The sequence below is a fragment of the Nocardia australiensis genome, from assembly GCF_020733705.1.
GTDB classification, from domain to species: Bacteria; Actinomycetota; Actinomycetes; order Mycobacteriales; family Mycobacteriaceae; genus Nocardia; species Nocardia australiensis.
In genome coordinates this window covers 1683750-1706387 of sequence record NZ_JAJFZM010000001.1, presented here as the reverse complement: position 1 = coordinate 1706387, position 22638 = coordinate 1683750, and the positions used below count along the sequence as shown (strand labels likewise).

Here is a 22638-nt window from a genome sequence, read left to right as displayed (position 1 = left end):
GCCGTCTGCCTTTCGTCGGATCACGCTTCGCATCTGTTCGGCCCTTCCCTCATCAGGCCGAGTTTCGGCCATATCGAACGGTGACCGCCGGTGGCGCCCACATCGAGCGGACACCACCAACGGGCATACTCACGCACCTTATCGCGCCACCGATGCGATAGCGTTACCAAAAAGATACAAAAGCGGCGCACGCCACTTTGTCGACTTCGCTTGATCTATGTCAGCGCGGCGGCTGCGGGAAGGGATCGACCAGGTTGCAGCGCTCGATTTCGTACTTCGGCACCCGGTCGATGCGGTACTCGGAGAACGTCAACGCATGCAGCAGGTTGTGTTTGAAGCGGTCCCAGGTGAGCGGATCCCGGTAGGAGATCATCAGCGCCTCGGTCTGCGGGCAGGACATCGCGGTGCGGGCCTGGGTGACCCACTTCTCGTCCATATACCAGGGCAGCCACGGCTTCTGATCGACCATGCCGGTATCGACAACCACCCAGTCCGGATACAGGTTCTTGTCGTGGCCGATGCGTCCGTCGGTGAGGCGCTCGGTGTGCGCGGCCAGCGGATAGGCCAGGCCCATCTGGTCGATGACGCGCACGTTCAACGGGACGTTCATGCTCGTCATGCCGAGGTTCAGGAAGTAGACCGTGTGGCCGGCACCGCCCGCTGGGATCGGCTGCGGCGGCGGGGCGATGTACCAGAACATGAACGACGGCGAGTTCATCAGCAAGCCGCCGTCGGGGGTTTCGGCGATGTTGTTGACCATGGGACGGATACGCGCGTAGTCCAGGTAGTCCTCGGCCAGGATGGGATGGTCGTGACCGGTGTTGAGCACGTAGTAGACACGCTCGTCGACGATGCCCGACGCGCTGATCTTGGTGCCGGTCTTGATGGCGGTGGTGTTGGCTGCGAACAATGCCCAGACCACGGTGCCGAGCAACGCCAGCACAATCACCGCGAAGGACCAGTCCCCCACCGACATCGACCTGAACCCACCGGCAGGCAGCCGGATCGGCACGACCGCGACCGGCAACAGCAGGCTGAACAGCTGCGGCAGCAGCATACGGCCGTGCATGAAGTCGCCGCCGACGCGCAGTGCGTACACAGTGAGGATGAGCCCGCTGCCCACCATGAGCGCGACGACCGCGCTCGGTGAACGCAACCACTCGCGCACCCGGCGCACCGACCAACCGCGCGCCTCGGCCTCGTCATCGGATGGAGCCGGCCGGGCTGGTGTCGCGGCACGGGCCGCGACAACACCTGCGGCCAACAGCACCAGCAGCGGCACCCACAGGTAGTACGGACCGACCAGGTCCCACAGGTACTTGAAGCCCTGTCCCCACTTGGCGCCGCCCGCGTCCTTGGCGACGGCGGTATTCGGGTAGGGCAGGCCGTAGTAACCCATCCGCCAGATCTGATACCCGAGCGGCACCAGCCCGGCGGCCGCAACGATCAACGCGCGCAACGCAATCGGGCGCAGTCGGGTCCGAGGCATCGGCGCGCAGAAAATCATCGCCAACGCCAGCGCGCCGACCAGGGCCATCTCGGGACGGATCAGTGGAGCGAGTCCGGCGAGGAACACCAAACCGAACAGGCCCGGCAGGCGCACCCGCTCGGCCTGGCTCCACCGCATCATCAGCCACCACACCAGGCCGAGCCAGCAGATGACCAGACCGCTCTCCAGCCCAGAGGAGGCGTAGTCGCGGGCCGGCGGAGTCGCGATGTAGACGAGCACACCGGCGGGCAGCAGCAGCACCGATTTGGCGCCACCCCACAGCCGGGCCGAACCGAGCATGGCGAACACCACCGCGGCCATCGACGCGGTCAGTGCGACACCGAGCACCACGTACTCGAGCCGGGCTTGGGTAAGCCAGCTGAAGAACCAGACCAGGTAGGTCCAGGCGGTGCTGGTATTGGTTTCGACGCGCTCGCCCTCGTTGAAGACCGGCCCGTTGCCTGCCAACAGGTTTCGCACCGTGCGCAACACGATCAGGCCATCGTCGGCGATCCAGCGCCGATTCCAGGCGCCGGTGGCGAAGAGAACAATGGTGAGCGCTATCCCACCAACGAAGATGGCTCGGGATAGTTTCGCGTACCGCAACGCCGAGCGAGCCGGGCCCTCGGCCAGCTCCCGCTCTGCGTATTCTGTTCGCTCCACTTCCTCTACCAGTATCTCGTCAGGTGAGATAGACAGCGACACCTACCGCTCCGATCCAGGCGATTGCGAGGAACTGGAGGATGCGGTCCCCCAGCGCGATCTCTTCGGGTTCACCGGCCTGGCCACCATCGACGTCGACCGCGTAACGCAGGATTGCGATGGTAAACGGGATCATGGAGATCGCGTACCAGTTCGTGTGTTTCAGGCTGTCTTGCTGGAAGGCCCACAGTCCGTAGAACACCACGACCGCCGTCGCCGCCAGCGTCCAGATGAAGCGCAGGTAGGTCGGGGTGTAGTACTCGAGCGATTTGCGGATCTTGGCGCCGGTGCCGAGCGCGATCTGCAATTCCGCGTAACGCTTGCCCGCGGCCATGAACAGCGAACCGAACGCCATAATCAGCAGGAACCATTGCGACGGATCAATATTCGCCGCAGCGCCACCGGCGACCGCACGCAGCAGGAAGCCCGATGACACGATGCAGATGTCCAACACGGCCTGGTGCTTGAGTCCGAAGCAGTAGGCGAGCTGGATGCCGATGTACACGGCCATCACAACGGCCAACTGCCATGCCGCGAGGAACGATCCGAGCAACGAGGCCAGCAGCAGCACAGCCGAAAGCAGGTAGGCCATATTGACCGGCACCACGCCCGCGGCGATCGGCCGGAACCGCTTGGTCGGATGCGCCCGGTCGGCCTCGACGTCGAGTGCGTCGTTGACCAGGTAGATGCCGGATGCGGCCAGGCAGAACACGACGAACGCGATCCCGACATGCCACAGCACGTCCCAATGGTTGACCGTGCCCGCCGCCAGCGGGGCCGCCAGCACCAGGACATTCTTGACCCACTGACGCGGTCGGACAGCCTTGACGAGCCCCCCGGCCAACGTCTTTGGCGGGCCCTTGACGACGGCCTCGTCCAGGTCGGCGCCGGTCGGCTCTTCACTCATGTCAACCAAGGCTCTTTCTTGTGCGGTCACAGTATCCGATTTGCGATGCTCCCGGTGCCCTACGTGGTTACGCAAGCTACCGCCTCCCGGCCCGTCGCTCGCACCGCGGTATCCGATTTGCGATGCTCCCGGTGCCCTACGTGGTTACGCAAGCTACCGCCTCCCGGCCCGTCGCTCGCACCGCGGTATCCGATTTACGATGCTCCCGGTGCCCTACGTGGTTACGCAAGCTACCGCCTCCCGGCCCGTCGCTCGCACCGCGGTATCCGATTTACGATGCACCCGGTGCCCTACGTGGTTACGCAAGCTACCGCCTCCCGGCCCGTCGCTCGCACCGGCTGCCGATTCTCTTTTCGGCGGCAAGCAGGGCCGCGGCGGACGCGGCGCCGAGCGCGGATCCGGCGAGCACGTCGGAGGGATAGTGCACCCCGAGCACAACTCGGGACAGCAACATCGGTGGAACGAGCACCGCGGGCAAGGGCAGCCCGGTCAGTTTCCCGAGCAACACCGCCGCCGCCGTGGTGGAGGTGGCGTGTGAGGACGGGAAACTCAATTTGCTCGGCGTCGACACATTGACCTGCACCGAAGGATCGTTCGGGCGGGGGCGCCGGACGATTCGCTTGATCACGATCGAGGCGGCGTGCGCACCGACGGCACCGACGGCGACCCCGGCCCACTGACGGCGCCGGGGCTTGTCGGCGACCCAGCCCACGGCGGCGATACCGACCCAGCCGAGCGCGTGCTCGCCGAAATGCGACATGCCGCGCGCGGCCGTGATGACCGACGGATTCTTGCCGATCCTCGACTGCACGGCGTTGAGGATGGCGACCTCGGGCGGGGCGGAGGTACCGGCATCGGGCGCGCTGTGGGCCGACGATCCGTTCGTATTCCGCGCCGCCGCGTTCAGCACCGCATGGTCGGTCGCGTTTGCCTCGAGGCTCACTGCCGCTCGCCTTTCGTTTCGCTGATACCGAAGGCTTTCTCCCAGGCCGCGGTGCTGGTCAGCTCCGCATGCGCGGCACGGTAGCGCTCCTGCATCTCGGGGAAGCGGGCGGCCAACTCCTTGCGCAGCCGCAGCGCCTCCTTGAACAACTCGGCCGCTTTGCGCGGGTCACGCTTGCGGTAGACGACGCCGCGGCCGTCGGCGGTGGTGACGGTGACACCGTCGACCTGCGAGAGCAGGAACCAGCGCGCGTCCAGCGTCGGCACGTTCAGCTGCGGGGTGTCGTGATGGGTGGTGTCGGCCTTGCGGAAGTTGCGCACCACGCCCTTGGCGAGCCTGGCTACCTTGGCGATCGGGTTGGCCGGTTCACCGACCGCGCCAACACCATGGCGGCTGGCCAGCGGCAGTTCGGTGGAGGATGCCACGACGACGGCGTCCGGGTAATCCTTGCGCATGCCGTGCACCTTCCCCAGCGCGCTCGGCAGCAGGTCGAATAGCTGTTGCGGCCCGGCCAGGAAGTCGCGGATCGCCTCGTTCTGGATGGCGACCGTCGAATACTCCAGGCACAGCAGGTGTTTCAGCGTCGCCTTCACGGTGTTGACGATCATGCCGCGACCGTCGCCCGGCATGTGCAGCGAGGCGATCACCAACCGATTGCGCAGGTGGAAGTACGCCTGCCAGTCGATGGCGTCGTCCTTATCGCTCCACGCCATATGCCAGACGGCCGCACCCGGCAGGGTGACCGTCGGGTACCCGTGGGTGCGGGCGCGAAGGCCGTATTCGACGTCGTCCCACTTCAGGAACAGCGGCAGCGGCTGGCCGATCTCCTCGGCGACCTGGCGCGGGATCACACAGGTCCACCAGCCGTTGAAATCGACGTCGATGCGCCGGTGCAGCAGCTTGGAGTTGTCGCGGTCGGAGAGCGAGTACTTCGAGAAGTCGTGGTCGTACTCGACATTCGGCGCGGAGGTCCACATGAAGATGCCACGGTCGACGACCTCACCCATGCTGTGCAGGTGCGAGCGTTCCTGCAGGTTCAGCATCTGGCCGCCGACCAGCATCGGAGATTTGGCGAAACGGGCGAAGGCCAGCGCGCGCAGGATTGAGTCGGGCTCGATTTCGATGTCGTCGTCCATGTAGACGATGTATTGGGCGGCAGTGGTTTTCAGTGCCTCGTACATCACCCGGCTATAGCCGCCGGAACCGCCCAGATTGGGCTGGTTGTGAATGGCCAGCCGATCGCCCAGCACCGCGGCGGCCTCGGCGAAGCCCGGCTCGTCGACCACCTTGCGGTTGCCCTGATCCGGGATGATGACGGCCGCGATCTGCTCCAACACCAGCGGGTCGGAGCCGAGGGCGCCAAGGGTTTTCACCGCGTCGGTGGGCCGGTTGAAGGTGGGCATGCCGATTGCGAGGCTGCCGTCGCCGGGTGCCTCGATCGGGGCGTACCAACCGCCCGCCAGCAGCGTGACCTCGGTATCGGTGGTGATGTCGAACCAGATCCAGCCGCCGTCCTCGAACGGGCCGAGATCGGTCTCGAACTCGACCGACACCGATTCAGCGCCGGTATTGGATGTGCGGCGCTTTCGGGGCCCGGCGTGGCCACGCTCCGCTACCGACTCCGGGCCGGTTGCTTGTGCCATAGCGACGGCGAATTCCTTGCCCTGCACATGGATTCGGGAACCGTCCGCCTTCGAGCGGTACACATCGACGCGACCGTGCCCGGCCAGTTCCAGCCGCAGCACCACCGATCCGAGGATGCTCCAACGGCGCCAGTAACTCGCGGGCAGCGCGTTGAAGTAGGTGCAGAACGACACCTCGGACTCCGCGCCCACCGACAGCGAGGTGCGGGTGGTCGCGTGTGCGCGCCGAGCGTTGGTCGGTGATTCCTCGACGTAGAGGGTGCGCACGTCGAGCGGTTCACCCGGCCGAGGCAGGATGACGCGCTGTAGCAGTGATTTCGCGCGGGTCTCGGTGGTCATCTCTTCCAGAATCGATTGAGAAGTCATTCGTTGCTTTCCGCACTTTCCGCCAGCGGCGCGCCCGACTCCAGGTGCGGTCGCAGCACATTGTCGAACATGCTGAGTGCGCTGCCGATGGCCATGTGCATGTCAAGGTACTGGTAGGTGCCGAGGCGACCGCCGAAGAGCACCTTCTCCGCCACCGTTTCTTTCTTGGCGAGCTCGCGGTAGGCGGTGAGCTTGGCGCGATCCTCCGGGGTGTTGATCGGGTAGTACGGCTCGTCACCGGTCTGCGCGAAACGGGAGTACTCGCGCATGATGACGGTTTTGTCTTTCGGGTAGCTGTCGCGCTCCGGGTGGAAGTGGCGCGGCTCGATGATGCGGGTGTAGGGCACGTCAGCATCGTTGTAGTTCATCACCGAGGTGCCCTGATAGTCGCCGGTCGGCAGCACTTCGGTCTCGAAATCGATGGTGCGCCAGCCGAGTTCGCCCTCGCTGTAGTCGAAGTAGCGATCCACCGGCCCGGTGTAGACGACCGGCGCGTCCGGGTTTTCCGCGCGGATCTGCTCACGGACGTCGAACCAGTCGGAGTTCAGCCGGACCTCGATCAACTCGGAGGCGGCCATGTTTTCCAGCCACTTCGTGTATCCCTGCGCGGGCAGGCCCTCGAAAGTGTCGTTGAAGTAGCGGTTATCGAAGGTGTAGCGCACCGGCAGCCGAGTGATGTTGCCCGCGGGCAGTTCCTTCGGGTCGGTCTGCCACTGCTTGGCGGTGTAGGCGCGGAAGAATGCCTCGTAGAGCGGACGGCCGATCAGCGAGATCGCCTTCTCCTCGAGGTTCTGCGCGTCCTTGGTCTCGAACTCGGCGGCCTGCTCGGCGATCAGCGCGCGTGCCTCGTCGGGGGTGAAGTAGCGGCCGAAGAACTGGGAGATCAGGCCGAGGCCCATCGGGAACTGGTAGGCCTGTCCATTGTGCTTCGCGAAGACTCGATGCTGATAGCCGGTGAACTCGGTGAACTGAGTGACGTAATCCCATACCCGCTTGTTCGAAGTATGGAACAGGTGTGCCCCGTATTTATGCACTTCGATACCGGTTTCGGGCTCCGGCTCCGAATAGGCGTTGCCACCGAGGTGGTAGCGACGATCGATCACCAGCACCTTTTTGCCAAGCAGATTGGCGGCGCGTTCGGCAATGGTCAGCCCGAAGAATCCGGAGCCGACGATGATCAGATCGAACTGTGCGGCGGAGTTGACAGAGTTACCCGAGGACGATGCGGCGGTCACGGGAGCCCAGCGTATCGGAAGTCTCCGTGATGTCTTGGCGGAGTCACGACCTCCGCACGGCAGGCCATTGCGAGCTGGCAATTTCGCATCTGAGCCATCGGGATTTCGCCGTGGGTTTCCCGAAAGGCACCCACGGCGGTCATGTGGGCGCGATCAAATTTTATTACACATCCGAACTGATCATTCGTCCAGTTCATCGCAGCAGTTGGTCCGGCGCTGGACCACACGGTTCCGCTGTCGGAGGTCCTCGTCGAAAACGCCCTCGACCTCGCCACCCTGAGCCTCGACGTCACCGGCCTGCTCCGACGACCTATGGCGCGCCGATCCGGAAGGGAGCCATGCAGTCGATGTGCGCGGTGTAGACCGCGTCAGTCCGGGAAGCCGATCTCTACCTCGCCCGCGTCGCGCTCGGTGTGCATGCGCCAATAGTGTTCGTCCAGTTCGTCATTGGCCATTCGGGCGATTTCGAGGCCGTCGGGGACGCACTCGGGGTGTGCGTCGATCACGCGCTCGGCCTCGCTGTAGCCGATCAGGACACCGATATATAGCCATACCCCGGCTGCCCATGCGTCTGTCCACGATTGCCGCAGCCATGTACCACGCGGCGCTCAGTAGGTGAGGCGGGAGCGGGGCTGGGTGGTTGTCCAGATTCGGGTTGGGCGGGATGCGGTGGTGATGAAGGTGAGGAGGGGGGCTACTAGGGCGATGAGGCCGGCGATCCAGCTGTGGTGGATCAAGGCGGTGAGGATGCCGACCAGGCCGAGGGGCGATTTGCCCGCGTCGGTCTTGGTTGTCGCCTCGGTGAACCAGTGGATGCCGTAACCGGAGTCGTAGCCGGTCAGCGAACCGATAAGGCCGAGAACACCGATGACGAGCATCGAACCGGAAGCGACGATCACCAGGTAGCGGCCGGTTTCGTCGCGGCGTAGCAGCAGGATGGCGCCGTAGCTCAACGCGAATGCCAGCAGTAGCGCACCCAGCGTCGCGAAGATGGTCAGCGACTTGTCGTATCGACTCGAGTCTTGACGAAACGCGTTCAAGAGCACGCCCGCGCCGATCAGATTTCCCGCACCGAGGATCAGACCGAGAACTCCCGCCGTCGTCGCCATCAGCCCGTCCGGTTCCGTCGACGGGGCTCCCGAATTCACGTTGACGTCCACAATGTTCGACCGTAGCCGCCGCACCGGCCCGCTGAGATGCCGACCGCGCAGAACCCGGCTACCGGAGCCGGGCTTCGGCGTAGACCTTCATCGCGTCGCGCACGAATTCGGTTGTCCCCTCGCCATGTACGTCATAGTTGGCGGCGAAGCGCGGATCGGCGACATACATCTCGCCGAGGCCGATAAACGCCTCCGCCACCACTGGGCGGCCCTGCCAGCCCACGCCGATGTACGCATAGTGGCGCTCGACAACGGCCTGGACCTCGTCATTGTTGGGCGCAAGTCCGGCAGCGCGCGCCCGCCCGTAGTCGGCGGCGATGTCGAGGTGGGTCTGGAAATGCGCCTTCTTGTCGGCGTCGCTCATCGAACGCCACCAGCGGTCGCCGCTCTCGTAGGCGTCCTTACCCCAGCGTTCGATCACCTCATCCTTGTACCGAGTGTGGTCGAATCCGTCGAAAACTTCCGCAGCCATGAGTTGTTCACCTCTTTCGGTCTTCTGCAACGTGATGGTCACCGATTCGATTTGGCGCTGGAGCCGATCCTGTTGCTGCCGGAGCAGTTCCAGGTGGGTGTGCAGTGCGGTGGCCGAATCCTGTTCTCCAGCAAGAACTTCGGCGATGACGGCGAGGCCGAGGCCGAGTTCTCGCAGTAGCAGGATGACCTGTTCTCCCTTCTTTCTCGTCGGTGAATCCAGTCTGCAAGTTGACGCTAGGTCAAGGTCAAGGCATGTCAAGGTCAAGGCGTTTCTCGGGGATATCTAGCGAGCGCCCGCGCGGCCGCACGATCCGACCCGACACACCAGAACGGCGCCGATTTCTAAGAAACCGACGCCGCTCAGGCAATTCACGGGCAATGCCCGCACACCGATCAAGGCTGCTGTTCGTTTCCCGCACCGGAGGTGATGATCGGTCCCGGCGTCGGCCGTGGCACCGGAGTCGACGCGGTATTCGGCGTGACGGCGCCTGGGGCCACGACGCTCGGGACTTGCCCGGTCGATGGGCCCGTCGACGGACCGGTGCTGCCCGACGTTGATGCGTCGGCCCCCTCCGGTACCAGCTCCATCAATCGGGTGAAGTCGACGACCTGCGCGCCGAGCGTGGGCGTCGCGACGATGACGCCATTGCTGAACAGTCGGTAGATACCTGCGTGTTCCGGCAATTCCATCTCCGGTCCTATCGGTTGCCCAACCGAACTGTTCACGCCACCGAGCCGCCGATACTCGACATCGATCGGCGATTCACCCACGGAGGTCCGGGTGCGTGGGTCCGTGGGCACACCCGCGCCCGACTGTTCGCCCGTACCGGATCGACTTGGGACCGAATCCGATTCGCCAAGCGCCGGTTCCAGCTCATCCGGCGCGGGACCGACATCGAAGGTGGTGATGTCGGCGGGCTGGCCGCCGTCGGGTGCCGACGAGTACTCCGAACGCAGAATTCGCCCGTCGCGCAGCAGCACGGTGCCCGCGGTATTCGCGACAGCGGCGGCGGCGCGCGGATCTTCCTTGTCTGTACCGGGATAGACCTGACAGTCGGTGGTGTCACAGGTATCCGCGTACGGGTAGCGCTGCTCGGCGAGCGCATAGGACCTCGCCGCGATCGCCTGTGCGCGAAGAGCTTCCGCCGCACCCTTGTCCGCCCAGTTGGCCTGCACCTCGGCCGGGACGACACCCAGCAGATAATCCTCGACTTCGACCCGGTTGACCGTGCGCGCCGCGCCGTCCTCGGTCGCGACACCGAGCGCGCCGCGATAGGCCGAGCCGCCGCATAGGCGCAGGTGTTCGGCGGCGGGCCTATTCGATCCGGGGTCGACGGGATACACCCACGGATCGTCGGTCGAGGACTGCCACACCACCTCGCCATCACAGCCGATCGTGACCACCACATTCGCGCGACCGTCTGGCAGCGCGGTGAGATGGGCGGCTTGTCCCGCGGCGAGCGCCCGGCCCGCGACCCACCCGCCCGCATCGGCGAAGGTGTCGAGGGTCGAGTCGTCCTGCTGAGTGAGGCGCACCGCGACCGTGGTCGGCAGGATCTGCCCCAGTGTCGCGCCAGGGTAGTAGTGGTCGAGAATTCGCTCTGCGGTCCAGCCGTCCTGCGCGCTGTCGAACGCGCCGACCTGACTCATGCCGCGCCCGTGCCCCGGCCCCGCGGTCGACCGATACTGCGGGTGCCCCGACCAACTCCAGCATGCGATGACCGTGCCAGCCAGTAGGACGGTCCCCCCGGTGACCAGCACCGCAGGCGCGGACCGCGCTATCGGACCACGGTGCCTGCCGCGCAGGCGCGGTATTTGCCCAGCTCGTTTATTCCGGTACTGGTTTCGTCGCATCCGTTCACTCCCATGGTTTTCCGGGACCGGATCGGTTCGATACCCGTCGGCATGTCGTTGCGTCCGGTCGCAATCCGAGAGCTACATTCGAGCAATTACATAATCCTCAACAAGAGGTTTAGATATGTGACAGTTGTGAACTAGTGTGATCGTTGATGCATCAGGAAGCAACCCTGACTTTCCGCACATGATCGCCAGTTCGACCTGATTGGAGATGCTCGTGCCGTACCGCAAACCGAAACGTTCCTACGTACTCCCGGTTGTCACAACGCTCGCGGTAGCGGCTCCGCTCGCCACATTCACGCTGAGCGATTCGACCGACTATCGCTCCGCCAACGACAGTGGGCTCGCCGCGGTGCCCGCACAGCTCGCCGAAATGGCGCTCGCCAGCGCTCCCGACATCACGCTCCCGCTCAAAGAACTCACCGGACTCGACCTGCCCGATCTGCATCTTTCCGATTTGCGAATGCTGCCGCTGCCATCATCGCTGCCTATTCCCGATGGCCTGCCGGTGCCGCCCGGTGTGCAATTACCCAAGGAAATTCCGCTTCCCAACCTCAATGGATCGAGCCGGAACACACCCGGTCAAACCACGTTGAGCCCAACTACACCCAGCCAATCCACACCCAGCCAATCCGCACCGACGCAGTCCATTCCTGGTCGGGCGCCGAGCGTGAGCTTCATCGCCGATCCGAGCCGACTCGAACCGGGAACCACTCCGGATACCCCCGCGCTCTCCCCCGGCGCGTTGCCGACCGACCTGGTCAACCAGGTAGGCGCCGAGGTCAAGGAACTCAGCCGCGACACACCGTTCAGCGTCGTCGCGCTCACCGCCAACGATCTGGCGAACACCAATGCGATGATCCGAGCCCAGCAGCCCGATGGCAGCTGGGGAACCTGGTACAACACCGAAGCCGTCGACACCCGCCGCGACGATCGACCCGCGACCCCGCGCACCACCGGCACCGAACCGATCTACGTCGGCAATACGAAATCGGTGCAGATCCTGGTAACTCGCAAGCCGGCGGGGCCCACGATCCCGGATCCCGCCGCCTCGCCCATAAAGCCCATCCCCGCCGCCGCGCATACCGATGATCCGGCCCAGTCGGAGGCTTCTCCATTGACCGCCGTGCTCATCGATCCGGGCCGCGGCGCCATCGATGACGCACTCTCCGATGTCGCAGCGGCACTGCCCGGCGGCGGCCCGAACGTGATCACCCGCGCCCAATGGGGCGCCGACGAGTCGATCCGCTGCGAGGAACCCACCTACGACGACGGCGTCGGGGGCGTCACGGTGCACCACACGGCGGGACGCAACGACTACAGCAAGTCCGAGTCGGCGGGCATCGTCCGCGCGATCTACACCTATCACGCAAAGACCTTGGGCTGGTGCGACATCGGCTACAACGCACTGGTCGACAAGTACGGGCAGATCTTCGAGGGCCGCTTCGGCGGACTGGATCGTCCGGTGCAGGGTGCGCACGCGGGTGGGTTCAACGAGAACACCTCCGGCGTCGCGCTGATGGGCGACCACGAGTCCGAGGCACCGACCGAAGAGGCAATCAACGCGGTCGGCAAGTTCGTTGGCTGGCGGTCCAAGGTCGCGGGCCTCGATCCCAAGGGGTACACCACGATGTTCTCCGAGGGCACCGAGTTCACCCCGTACGCCGAGGGCGAAAGTGTCCGGCTGCCGGTGGTATTCGCCCACCGCGATGTCGGAAGCACCAGCTGCCCCGGCGACGCCGCCTACGAATTGATGGATCGAATTCGCGATATCGCAGCGAACACGGCTGGACATTCCGGCACCGCGCAAACCGGAACGCAGCCGAATGATCAGCAGCAGCAGTCCGGGCGCGGCCAGTCCGACCTCGCCGCACTGGCCGCGCTGACAACCAAACTGCTCGACATGGTGGACCGAAGCATTGTCGCCAAGCACTGGTCGGAGAGCGGTGGCCCGAGTGGGCCGCTCGGCACCGCTCAGTCGGATCTACTGCCCGCCGCCCAGGGCCAGCAGTACGCCAAATTCACCAATGGGTATGTGTATTCCGGGCCGGACGGCCAGGCGCACGAAGTGATCGGCGCGATCCTCGACCGATTCCTGCAACTCGGCGCGGACGCGGGTGTTCTCGGGCTGCCGCTGAGCAATTCCTACCTGGTGCCCGACGGCCTGCGTTCGGATTTCCAGTACGGCTCACTGATTCTCAACCAGGTGACCGGCATCGTCACCACCGTATGGAAGACCTACAACGACACCTACCAGCAGGAGATGCGACGCAGCCCGAAGGGTCAGGTCGCCGCACCGGGTCCGGCACCGGCTCCCGCACCCGGGGTACAGGCGCCCGGAGTGGGCCCAGCCCCGGTGCCCGCACCCGAAGCACTTGTCCCCGGCCCGGGAACGGTGCCCGGTGACGGCGGCGCTCCCGCCCCTGAGGCTGCTCCCGCCCCCGAGGCTGCTCCCGGGCCCGATGCCGCTCCCGCACCGGACGCTGCGTTGGTGCCCGAAGCTGTAGCTCCCGAAGCCGTTCCGGAACCGGTACCGGCCGACGAACCAGCCGCCTGAATCACCCGCGGTATAAACCTTTGCGCCCCTGTCGACTCGACGTCGACAGGGGCGTTCTCGGTTCCGATTCGTTCGAACCGCACGGCTGCTGACTCCCTTTAGAAGCCACCACCTCGAGACAGTTCGAGCACTTCGTTCCAGACATTCGAACAGTATGTCCCCACGGCGACCATTGCCCTGCTACTCGAGGTGGCTCAATGCTTTTCGAGGTATTGGATCTGTGCGGGGTGGACTCGGCACCAAGCTCAAATCCACCAGCGTTCGAGCACCCGCGCCACGCCGTCCTCGGAGTTCGCCGTGGTTACCTCGTCGGCGGCGGCGATCGCGTCCGCGTGGGCGTTCGCCATGGCGACGCCGTGTCCGACCATGCTCAGCATGGGGACATCATTGGGCATATCACCGAACGCGATGATGGTCGAGCGTTCCACGCCGAGCCGCTGCGCCACCGTGGCCAGGCCGGAGGCCTTGGTTACGCCGGGCGCGGATAACTCGATGAGGCCGTGGTCGGTCGAATATGTGATGTCGGCGCGGTCTCCGATCAGCGGTGCGAGCACCGCACGCATTTCCGCGCTCGGGGTGCCGCGTAATCGGACCAGCATCTTGATCGCGGGCGCATCGATCACCTCGCTGCGCGAGACCGCCGTATCGTCCGGATTCAGCCAGGCGTGCTCGTATTCGGGAGAGCTGACGAATTGCGGCGTCGCGGCGTCGTGTGCGCGGGCGCCGACCCGCTCCGCGGCGAGGCCGCAACCGGGTAGCGCGCGTTCGGCCAGTTCGGCGATCCAGCTCAGGGTGTCCACGTCCAATGTCTGGCTGGCGAGTACTCGGTCGGCCGCGCTGTCGTAGAGCACCGCGCCATTGCCGCAGACACACAGCGGCGCGTAACCGAGCCCATCGATCAGTGGATCGATCCAGCGCGGCGGCCGTCCGGTCGCCAGGACGAAGGGCACCCCATCGGCAATCAGGGCGTCGACCGCGGCCTTGGTCCGCGCGGTGACCCGCTCTTCGTGATCGATGAGGGTGCCGTCCACATCAGTGGCGACCATCTTCGGTTTAGGCAAGTGCAGGCGAGTCACCCACTCATCCTGCCCGAAAACGGTCTCGAGACGATCGCGATGCGCTGCTAGGAGGATGGTCGACGCCACGTGGCATCGTCGGGCGACACCTGCGGATCGGATTTCGGATACGCCGACGGCTGGGCGGGATATGCCGACGGCTGGGACGGATATGGCGACGGCGCCGCCTGCGGGTAGCCGGATGGCGCCGCCGATGGATACGCCTGCTGACCCGGCTGCGGATACCCCGACGGACCCTGCGATGGGTAACCGGGCGGCCCTACCTGCGGATACCCACCCGGTACCGGAGGCGGTGGCGGGTACCCCGCCTGCCCGCCCTGCGGATAACCGGCAGTCTGGTGGTAGGCGAGCCACTTGGCCGTCGCGGGCACAAGCGCGAGGACCACGGTCGCTATCGGGAAGAGCAAGCCGATCACGCCGCCGATGCCACTGCCGATCAGCCCGGCACCGCTGAACGCGCCGAGACTCAGCGTGATCACAAACCCCGCGAGCCCCGCCAGGACCACAATCGCGCAGCCGGCGGCGATGAGGATGCGACCAAGGGGCTTCTTGCCGAACAACGTGACCGCGCCCGCCCCGAGCAGGATCGCCGCAATAATCGCGAATACGCCGTTCGCCACGGCGTAGGACGGATACCAGCCGTACCCGAACAGCCCGGTCGAATCGGATCCGATCAGGTCAGGACCCATTGCGGTAGCGACGAAGATGCTGCTGCCACCGCCGAAGAGCTGCCCGACACTGCCGATTGCCGCGAGCACACCGGCAATGATGGCGGTCACCCCACTCGGCGGCGCCGTTGTGAGATATGGGTCGTAGCCACCTGGATACTGCGGGTAGTTCATGTCGCCCCCTCCGCGTCGGCAAAGTCCTGTCGCACCGATACCGACAGAATAGAGGACATGCCGCAGCCCCCGCGTGGCACGCACGCAAGCACTGACGTCCTTATGATCGGGGGCTAAGAACCGACGCTGGCCCTGTCCAGCCGTAAGACCAGAGGACTGATGACCGGCTTTTTGCTACGACGCGCGCTGAATTATGTCGTGCTGTTGCTGCTGGCCTCGTTCTTGACGTTCAGCCTGGCGTCGCTGACGTTCCGGCCGTTGGACAGTCTCGAACAGCGCAATCCACGACCACCGCAGGCCGTGATCGACGCCAAGGCCGAGCAACTGCATCTCAACGATCCGATCCCGCAGCGCTATGTGACCTGGCTGAAAGGTATCCCGCACGGCGATTTCGGCACCACGCTCTCCGGGCAGCCGGTCAGCGAGGAGTTGCCACGTCGGGTCGCGGTGAGTTTGCGACTGTTGATCGTTGGTTCACTGGTGGGCACGGTACTCGGCGTGTTGATCGGCGCGGCCGGGGCGATCAGACAGTACAAATTCAGCGATTACTTCACCACGGTCATCTCGCTGCTGATCCTGAGCACGCCGGTGTTCTTACTCGCCACGTTGCTGAAATATGGTGCGCTGGAGATTAATTCGCTGACCGGCTCGCAAATATTCCTCTACACCGGAGAGACTTCGGCCAATGCGGTCGAGGGCTTCTGGCCGCAGTTGCTGGACCGTGTCCAGCATTTGGTACTGCCGACTGCCGGCCTGGCGCTCGGCGCTATGGCCGGCTACAGCCGCTACCAGCGCAACGCGATGCTCGATGTGTTGCAGAGCGACTTCATCCGCACCGCCCGCGCCAAGGGCCTCACCCGCAACAGGGCGCTATACAAGCACGGCCTACGTACCGCGCTGATCCCGATGGCAACGCTGTTCGCCTACAGTCTCGGCGGGCTCATCACGGGTGCGACGTTCACCGAGAAGATCTTCGGCTGGCACGGCGTCGGTGAGTGGCTGGTCGATTCCATCAACGCCCAGGATCTCTACGTGGTGGTGACGGTGACAGCCTTCGCCGGGCTCGTGGTGCTGGTGTCGGGCCTGCTGTCGGACATTGTTTACGCGATTCTCGACCCCAGGGTGCGTGTGGGATGACAGAAGCCGAGATCATCGTTCAGGGTGCGCCGGAGGTCTCGGCCTCGGGACGACGCAGACTCGTCTGGCGACGCTTCCTGCGCAATAAGCCCGCCATCGCGGGCGCGGTGGTGCTGATCGTGTTGTTCATCGGTAGTTTCGCGCTGCCACCGTTTCTGGCCTATGACTATCAACAGCTGGATTACACCGCGCTGCTGAAGCCTCCGAGTCCCGAACATCCCTTCGGCACCACGCAGATCGGCCAGGATGTCCTCGCGCAGACCCTGCGCGGTCTACAGAAGTCATTGGTCATCGGCTTATGCGTCGCGCTGTTCTCCACCGCCATCGCCGCGACGGCGGGATCGATGGCGGGGCTACTGGGTGGCTGGACCGATCGGGCCATCATGTGGGTGGTCGATCTGCTGCTCGTGGTGCCGAGCTTCATCATCATCGCGCTGTTCGCGCCGCGCACGAAGGGCAGCGGATCGATCGCGTTGCTCATCGTGCTGCTCGCCGTGTTCGGCTGGATGATCAGCGCGCGCATCGTGCGCGGGCTGACGCTGAGCCTGCGTGATCGCGAATTCGTCAAGGCCGCAAGATATATGGGCGCGCCGACGCGGACGGTGATCGTCAGCCACATCATTCCCAATATCGCGTCGATCCTGATCATCGACACCACATTGAGCGTCGGCGCGGCGATCATGGCCGAAACCGGTTTGAGCTTCCTCGGTTTCGGCGTGCAGCCGCCGGATGTGTCGCTCGGCTCACTGATCGCGGCGGGCACCAAGTCGGCGCTCACCTATCCGTGGTTGTTCCTGTTCGCCGGTGGCCTGCTGATCATCACGGTGCTCAGCGCGAACCTGATCGGTGACGGCCTGCGCGACGCGTTCGATCCGGGTGCCAAGCGGGCGCGGTCACGCAAGAAGGACTCGCGCAAGAAGGACTCGCGGAAGAAGGGTCAGGCATGACAGGCGCGAGCACCCCCGAAAAGAGTTCGACCGCACCGCTATTGGAGGTCACCGACCTGCGGGTCTCCTTCCCCAGCGAGGAGGGCCGCATCGACGCGGTGCGCGGGGTGAACTACACCGTGTCCGACGGCGAGGTGCTCGCCATTGTCGGCGAATCCGGTTCGGGTAAATCGGTGTCCTCGCTCGCGGTGATCGGGCTACTGCCCGAACAGGCCCGCGTGAACGGTTCCATCCGGTTGCGCGGACGCGAGCTACTCGGGCTCGGGGACCGCCAATTGTCCAAGCTGCGTGGCAGTTCCATCAGCATGGTGTTCCAGGACCCGCTCTCGGCGTTGACACCGGTGTACCGGGTCGGCGATCAGATCGCGGAGGCACTGCTCGCGCACGGATCCACGAGCAAGAAGGAAGCCGCAGCCAAGGCGGTTGACCTGCTCGGGCTGGTCGGCATCAGCGAGCCGGAAGTGCGCGCCAAAATGTTTCCGCACGAATTCTCCGGCGGTATGCGCCAGCGCGTGGTCATCGCGATGGCCATTGCCAACGATCCGGCACTGATCATCTGCGACGAACCGACCACCGCACTCGATGTGACGGTGCAGAAACAGATTCTCGGCCTATTGCGCAAGGCCCGCGATATCACCGGCGCCGGTGTCATCATGATCACCCACGACATGGGTATCGCCGCCACGCTCGCCGATCGGGTCGCGGTGATGTATGCCGGAAAGATTGTCGAAACTGCCAACACCACAGAGCTTTTCAATACACCGAGGATGCCGTACACGGTGGGGTTGCTCGGTTCCATTCCGCGTATCGACGGCCCCGCCCGCACCCCGCTCATTCCCATTGTCGGTGCGCCACCCGCCATGCACGCGCTGCCGCCAGGCTGTTCGTTCGCGCCGCGATGCCCGATCGCGGTCGAGAATTGCCGGGCCGCCGAGCCGCCGTTGGAGAAAACCAATCCGGGCCACCGCGCCGCCTGTATTCGAACCGCTGAGGTCGGTCCCGCCGACCTGTTCGCGGCCTACCGCCAGGAGATCTCCGAGCCGGCGACCGAGGCGGGCAGCGATGACCGTGTGGTGCTGAAGGTTTCGGATCTGGTGAAGACCTTCCCGATTACCTCGGGTGTCGTGTTGCGCCGCCGCAAGGGGGAGGTCCGCGCGGTCGACGGCATCAGTTTCGAGGTCAGGGCGGGCCGCACACTGGCACTGGTCGGCGAGTCCGGATCCGGGAAATCAACCACACTCACCCAGATACTCGACCTGGTCACGCCCGAATCCGGCAGCATCGAAATCCTCGGCAGCGACGTCGCCACTCTGACCAAGGCACGCAAGCGAGAGATTCGCCGGAAGATGCAGATCGTCTTCCAGGACCCCACCGCCTCGCTGGATCCGCGCCTGCCGATCTTCGACGCGCTGGCCGAACCGCTACGCATCGATGGTCGCGCACGCGCTGAAATCACCCGCCGGGTTCCGGAATTGCTCGAACAGGTCGGCCTGCGGCCCGAACACTCCGATCGCTACCCCGGCGATTTCTCCGGCGGGCAGAAGCAGCGCATCAGCATCGCCCGCGCGCTTGCCCTCGATCCGGAACTGCTCGTCCTCGACGAGCCGGTTTCCTCACTGGATGTATCGATCCAGGCGGGTGTGCTGAATCTGCTGCGCGACCTACAGGTAGAACGTGGTCTGTCCTATCTGTTCGTCTCCCACGATCTGTCGGTGGTGCGAAATCTCGCTCACGACATCGCGGTGATGCGTCGCGGCAAGATCGTCGAATCCGGCCCCGCCGAACAAATATTCGCCGATCCGCGCAATGAATACACCAGGGAGCTGATCGACGCGGTTCCGGTGCCGGTCGTCAGCCGGTAGCGGCCAGGAAGCAAGGAGAGCGCTATGCGGGTCCGATCGAGCCGAGCCTGGACGGGCTCATCCCGAATGTTCGCCGTGCGCTGTGCGGTGCCGGTGGTCGTGGTCGGACTGATCGCTACCGGGTGTGGGGCGAACGACACGGACTCGGCGACGGGACTATCGGATGCCATCGGCACCACCAGCGATATCAATCCGAAGAACGCCGACGAGGTGCGCGACGGCGGCAACCTGCGCCTGGCGACCACCAGCTACCCGGCAAACTGGAACACCCTGTCCAATGACGGCAACGATGGCGAGATCGCCGATATCGAACGGCCGATGATGCCGCGCTCGTTCAATGTCGACGCGGCGGGCAAGCTTTCGCTCAATACCGACTATTTCACCGATGTCGCGCTGACCGATACCGAACCGCAGCAGGTCACCTACACAATCAACCCGAAGGCAGTCTGGTCCGACGGCAGCCCCATCACCTGGGAGGACATCCGTTCGCAGGCGGCTGCTCTCAGCGGGGCCGACAAACGCTTCCTGATCGCGATCACCAATGGCTTCGAGTTCGTGGACCGGGTGGAACGCGGCGTCGACGACCGCCAGGCCGTCCTCACGTTCAAACAGCCGTACGCGGAATGGCGTGGGCAGTTCTCGGGCAATTCGTCGCTGTTTCCGAAATCCGTTACCGCCGATCCGGATTCGTTCAACAAAAGCCTGGCCGACGCCATGGGGCCGACCGCGGGTCCGTTCCAGATCCAATCAACCGATCGCGCGCAGGGCCGAATCGTGCTGGGCCGCAATCCGAAATGGTGGGGCGCGACCCCGAAACTCGACACCATCACCTACAGCGTGCTCGACCACGCGGCCTGGGTGGGTGCCCTACAGAACAATGAAGTCGACCTCGTCATGCTCGGGTCAGTCGACGAGGTCAAAACGGTGCGCAACACCCAGGACCTGGTCTTACGTCGGGCACCCGGCAACCGTTGGCGGCACATCACTTTCAACGGCGCACCCGGATCGATCCTCGCCGATCCGCAAGTGCGGGTCGCGATTACGAAGGCCATCGACCGGCAGGGTATCGCCACCGCGACCCAGAACGGTTTGGTCGAGCATCCGAAGCCATTGAACAATCACATCTTCCTGCAAGGCCAGGAGGGATACCGGGACAACAGCCTCGGCTACGACCCGGATGCCGCGGCGCGCGAACTCGATGCGCTCGGCTGGAAATTGAATGGCGATGTGCGGGAGAAGGACGGCCGCCAGCTGGTCATTCGCGATGTCATGTACAACGACCCGCTCTGGATACAGATCGCCCAGATCATCCAGCAGAATCTCGCCGGGATCGGCGTCAAACTGACCATCGACACCAAGCCCGGCATCGGGTACTTCACCGATGTCATTCAGCCGGGCGACTTCGACGCCGCCCAGTTCATCTTCCAGGGGGATTCGTTCCCGCTCCGCAGCATTCGCCAGATCTACCGCTACGACCCGACCGACCTGCAGGGCAATTACGGCCGTATCGGCTCACCGGAACTCAACGACCTCATCGACCGCACCCTCGCGGAACTGGATCCGGCCAAGGCGATCGAACTCGCCAACGAAGTAGATCGAAAAGTGTTCGAGGAGGGGCACTCCCTGCCGATCACCCAATCCGACGGCAGCTACGGCGCCCGGGCCGCGCTGGCGAATATCGGGTCCCCTGGGCTCGCGTCCTATGACTACACCAAGATCGGATTCGTGAAATGACTTCTGCACCTATGACTCGCCGCCGGGGGCGCCGGATAGGCGTTCAGGTCGCGGCGCCCGCTGTCGCGTTCGCGCTGATACTGGGCGGATGCGGCTCGGACACCGCGGTGGAGTCCGGATCGAGTTCGATCAGCGCCGCCAGTGATACCAATCCACACGATCGCGATGCCCTGCGCGACGGGGGAAACCTGCGGCTTGCGCTCACCAACTTTCCCGCCAGCTTCAATGCTCTGCATGTCGACGCCGACGGCGAGGCGGCGGATCTGATCTCCTGGGCAATGCCGGGCACCGTCAACTCCAATGCGGCGGGTGAGCTCACCATCGATCCCAACTACTTCACCGATATACAGCTCACGAACACGAGTCCGCAGCAGATTACCTACACGATCAATCCCAAGGCGGTCTGGTCGGACGGCAGCCCGATCACCTGGGAGGATCTGAGTTCGCAGGCCAGCGCGCTCAGTGGACGCAACCCAGAATTCCAGGTGTCCGCGACCCAGGGCTACAGCCGGGTGGATCGGGTCGAACGCGGTGTGGACGATCGGCAGGCGATCGTCACCCTCGGCCAGCACTACGCCGAATGGAAGGGTCTGTTCAATCCGCTGTATCCCAAATCCACGACCGCTACGCCGCAGGCGTTCAATGACGTGAATCGCGATTCGCTGCCGCTGTCATCGGGCCCGTTCGTCATCACCTCGATCGACCGTCCGCAGCAGCGAATTGTGCTCGGCCGCAACCCGAAATGGTGGGGCGACGCACCGAAGCTGGAGACAGTCACCTACAGCGTGCTCGACAGCTCCGCGCGGCTGAACGCCCTACAGAACAATGAACTCGATTCCACTGGCGTCTCCGGCATCGACGAGGTGAAGACCGTCGCGAATGCCCCCGGCATCAAGGTGCGCCGCGCGCCCGCGCTGCGCTTCTCGCACTTCACCTTCAATGGCGCACCGGGCTCGATCCTCGCGGATCCGAAACTGCGGATGGCGATTTCGAAGGGTATCGATCGTCAGGCCATCGCGACCGCGACCCAGAACGGTATCGTCACCGATCCGAAGCCGCTCAACAATCACATCTATCTGGACGGCCAGCAGGGCTACCAGGACAACGCGCAATCGGTGGCCTACAACCCCGAGGAGGCCGCGAAGATGCTCGACGACCTCGGCTGGAAGCTCAACGGTGACGTCCGCGAGAAGGATGGCCGCAAACTGGAAATCCGCGATGTGATGTACCAGGCCGATACCTGGACACAGATGGCGCAGATCGCACAGCAGAATCTGGCGCAGATCGGCGTCAAGCTGATCATCCAGACCTACCCGGGCAATGGGCTTTTCACCGATGTGATCGATCCGGGCAACTTCGATATCGCCCAATTCGTCTGGGCCAAGAGCATCTTCCCGCTCGGCGCGCTCCCACAGATCTACGCCTACGACCCGAACAACCCGCAAAGCAACAAGGCCAGGATCGGATCGCCGGAACTCAACGCCCTCATCGACGACATCATCTCCGAACTCGACCCGGAGAAGGCCATCGAGATGGCGAACAAGGCCGATCGAATGATCTTCGAGGAGGGCTATTCCCTGCCGATCGTGCAGTCGGCGGGCACCGTGGCCGAGCGGGCGGACCTCGCCAACTTTGGTGCGACGGGGCTTTCTTCGATCGACTACACCAAGGTCGGTTTCGTGAAATGACCGAGACCGACGCCTTGAC

16 protein-coding genes and 1 pseudogene are annotated in these 22638 nt (G+C 64.6%); 6 read left to right on the top strand and 11 right to left on the bottom strand.

Annotated features, from left to right (window positions below; translation table 11 throughout):
• Positions 1 to 220: 220 nt before the first annotated feature.
• The 9 genes and pseudogenes from LKE06_RS07700 to LKE06_RS07660 all read right to left on the bottom strand — a co-directional run bounded on the left by LKE06_RS07700 (position 221) and on the right by LKE06_RS07660 (position 10773).
• On the bottom strand, positions 221 to 2188 hold the full coding sequence (locus tag LKE06_RS07700; protein ID WP_372477354.1) for an arabinofuranosyltransferase AftB family protein: 1968 nt from the start codon (positions 2186 to 2188) through the stop codon (positions 221 to 223).
• Complete coding sequence (locus tag LKE06_RS07695) at positions 2172 to 3098, bottom strand: decaprenyl-phosphate phosphoribosyltransferase (RefSeq protein ID WP_227997929.1); 927 nt, start codon at positions 3096 to 3098, stop codon at positions 2172 to 2174. Before LKE06_RS07695 ends, LKE06_RS07700 begins: the two co-directional genes overlap by 17 nt.
• 307 nt (positions 3099 to 3405) lie before the next feature.
• Positions 3406 to 3921, bottom strand: a complete 516-nt coding sequence (locus LKE06_RS07690) for a phosphatase PAP2 family protein (RefSeq protein WP_227999323.1) — start codon at positions 3919 to 3921, stop codon at positions 3406 to 3408.
• 116 nt (positions 3922 to 4037) lie between these two features.
• Positions 4038 to 6050, bottom strand: a complete 2013-nt coding sequence (locus tag LKE06_RS07685; protein WP_227997928.1) for a glycosyltransferase — start codon at positions 6048 to 6050, stop codon at positions 4038 to 4040.
• Positions 6047 to 7285 (bottom strand): UDP-galactopyranose mutase, encoded by a 1239-nt coding sequence (glf, locus tag LKE06_RS07680; RefSeq protein ID WP_227997927.1) that lies wholly within the window; start codon positions 7283 to 7285, stop codon positions 6047 to 6049. Before glf ends, LKE06_RS07685 begins: the two co-directional genes overlap by 4 nt.
• Before the next feature lie 368 nt (positions 7286 to 7653).
• Entirely contained in the window at positions 7654 to 7791 is a 138-nt protein-coding gene (locus LKE06_RS07675; RefSeq protein WP_227997926.1) for a hypothetical protein, read from the bottom strand.
• Positions 7792 to 7893: 102 nt separating this feature from the next.
• Entirely contained in the window at positions 7894 to 8445 is a 552-nt protein-coding gene (locus LKE06_RS07670; protein ID WP_227997925.1) for a hypothetical protein, read from the bottom strand.
• Positions 8446 to 8503: 58 nt separating this feature from the next.
• Positions 8504 to 9109 (bottom strand): annotated as a pseudogene (locus tag LKE06_RS07665) (TipAS antibiotic-recognition domain-containing protein); the annotation flags it as partial.
• Positions 9110 to 9312: 203 nt separating this feature from the next.
• Positions 9313 to 10773, bottom strand: coding sequence for a SpoIID/LytB domain-containing protein (locus LKE06_RS07660; protein ID WP_227997924.1), 1461 nt, complete (start codon positions 10771 to 10773; stop codon positions 9313 to 9315).
• 214 nt (positions 10774 to 10987) lie between these two features.
• On the opposite strand from LKE06_RS07660, the gene LKE06_RS07655 reads away from it, so the two are divergent.
• Positions 10988 to 13333, top strand: coding sequence for an N-acetylmuramoyl-L-alanine amidase (locus LKE06_RS07655; protein ID WP_227997923.1), 2346 nt, complete (start codon positions 10988 to 10990; stop codon positions 13331 to 13333).
• 245 nt (positions 13334 to 13578) lie between these two features.
• Here LKE06_RS07655 and LKE06_RS07650 read toward each other — a convergent pair whose 3' ends face one another.
• Positions 13579 to 14379: an HAD family hydrolase gene (locus tag LKE06_RS07650; RefSeq protein WP_372477353.1), complete on the bottom strand. Its 801-nt coding sequence runs from the start codon at positions 14377 to 14379 to the stop codon at positions 13579 to 13581.
• A gap of 77 nt (positions 14380 to 14456) precedes the next feature.
• The gene (locus LKE06_RS07645) at positions 14457 to 15251 is read right to left on the bottom strand and encodes a hypothetical protein (RefSeq protein WP_227997922.1); all 795 of its coding nucleotides are present in this window, start codon (positions 15249 to 15251) and stop codon (positions 14457 to 14459) included.
• Between the two features lie 159 nt (positions 15252 to 15410).
• On the opposite strand from LKE06_RS07645, the gene LKE06_RS07640 reads away from it, so the two are divergent.
• The 5 genes from LKE06_RS07640 to LKE06_RS07620 are packed head-to-tail and all read left to right on the top strand — an operon-like array spanning position 15411 to position 22619.
• Positions 15411 to 16388: an ABC transporter permease gene (locus LKE06_RS07640; protein ID WP_227997921.1), complete on the top strand. Its 978-nt coding sequence runs from the start codon at positions 15411 to 15413 to the stop codon at positions 16386 to 16388.
• Complete coding sequence (locus LKE06_RS07635) at positions 16385 to 17335, top strand: ABC transporter permease (protein ID WP_227997920.1); 951 nt, start codon at positions 16385 to 16387, stop codon at positions 17333 to 17335. Before LKE06_RS07640 ends, LKE06_RS07635 begins: the two co-directional genes overlap by 4 nt.
• Complete coding sequence (locus tag LKE06_RS07630) at positions 17332 to 19197, top strand: dipeptide ABC transporter ATP-binding protein (protein ID WP_227997919.1); 1866 nt, start codon at positions 17332 to 17334, stop codon at positions 19195 to 19197. Before LKE06_RS07635 ends, LKE06_RS07630 begins: the two co-directional genes overlap by 4 nt.
• A 24-nt stretch (positions 19198 to 19221) precedes the next feature.
• Positions 19222 to 20931, top strand: a complete 1710-nt coding sequence (locus LKE06_RS07625; RefSeq protein ID WP_372477293.1) for an ABC transporter family substrate-binding protein — start codon at positions 19222 to 19224, stop codon at positions 20929 to 20931.
• Entirely contained in the window at positions 20928 to 22619 is a 1692-nt protein-coding gene (locus tag LKE06_RS07620; RefSeq protein WP_227997918.1) for an ABC transporter family substrate-binding protein, read from the top strand. The genes LKE06_RS07625 and LKE06_RS07620 overlap by 4 nt, the downstream gene beginning before the upstream one ends.
• The last annotated feature ends 19 nt before the right edge of the window (positions 22620 to 22638 follow it).

Bases quoted from the DNA above. Each gene is read 5' to 3' on its own strand.
- LKE06_RS07695 (WP_227997929.1), bottom strand. From the start codon at position 3,098: ATGAGTGAAGAGCCGACCGGCGCCGACCTGGACGAGGCCGTCGTCAAG.
- LKE06_RS07685 (WP_227997928.1), bottom strand. From the start codon at position 6,050: ATGACTTCTCAATCGATTCTGGAAGAGATGACCACCGAGACCCGCGCG.
- LKE06_RS07660 (WP_227997924.1), bottom strand. From the start codon at position 10,773: ATGCGACGAAACCAGTACCGGAATAAACGAGCTGGGCAAATACCGCGC.
- LKE06_RS07655 (WP_227997923.1), top strand. From the start codon at position 10,988: ATGCTCGTGCCGTACCGCAAACCGAAACGTTCCTACGTACTCCCGGTT.
- LKE06_RS07650 (WP_372477353.1), bottom strand. From the start codon at position 14,379: ATGGTCGCCACTGATGTGGACGGCACCCTCATCGATCACGAAGAGCGG.
- LKE06_RS07645 (WP_227997922.1), bottom strand. From the start codon at position 15,251: ATGAACTACCCGCAGTATCCAGGTGGCTACGACCCATATCTCACAACG.
- LKE06_RS07640 (WP_227997921.1), top strand. From the start codon at position 15,411: ATGACCGGCTTTTTGCTACGACGCGCGCTGAATTATGTCGTGCTGTTG.
- LKE06_RS07635 (WP_227997920.1), top strand. From the start codon at position 16,385: ATGACAGAAGCCGAGATCATCGTTCAGGGTGCGCCGGAGGTCTCGGCC.
- LKE06_RS07630 (WP_227997919.1), top strand. From the start codon at position 17,332: ATGACAGGCGCGAGCACCCCCGAAAAGAGTTCGACCGCACCGCTATTG.
- LKE06_RS07625 (WP_372477293.1), top strand. From the start codon at position 19,222: ATGCGGGTCCGATCGAGCCGAGCCTGGACGGGCTCATCCCGAATGTTC.
- LKE06_RS07620 (WP_227997918.1), top strand. From the start codon at position 20,928: ATGACTTCTGCACCTATGACTCGCCGCCGGGGGCGCCGGATAGGCGTT.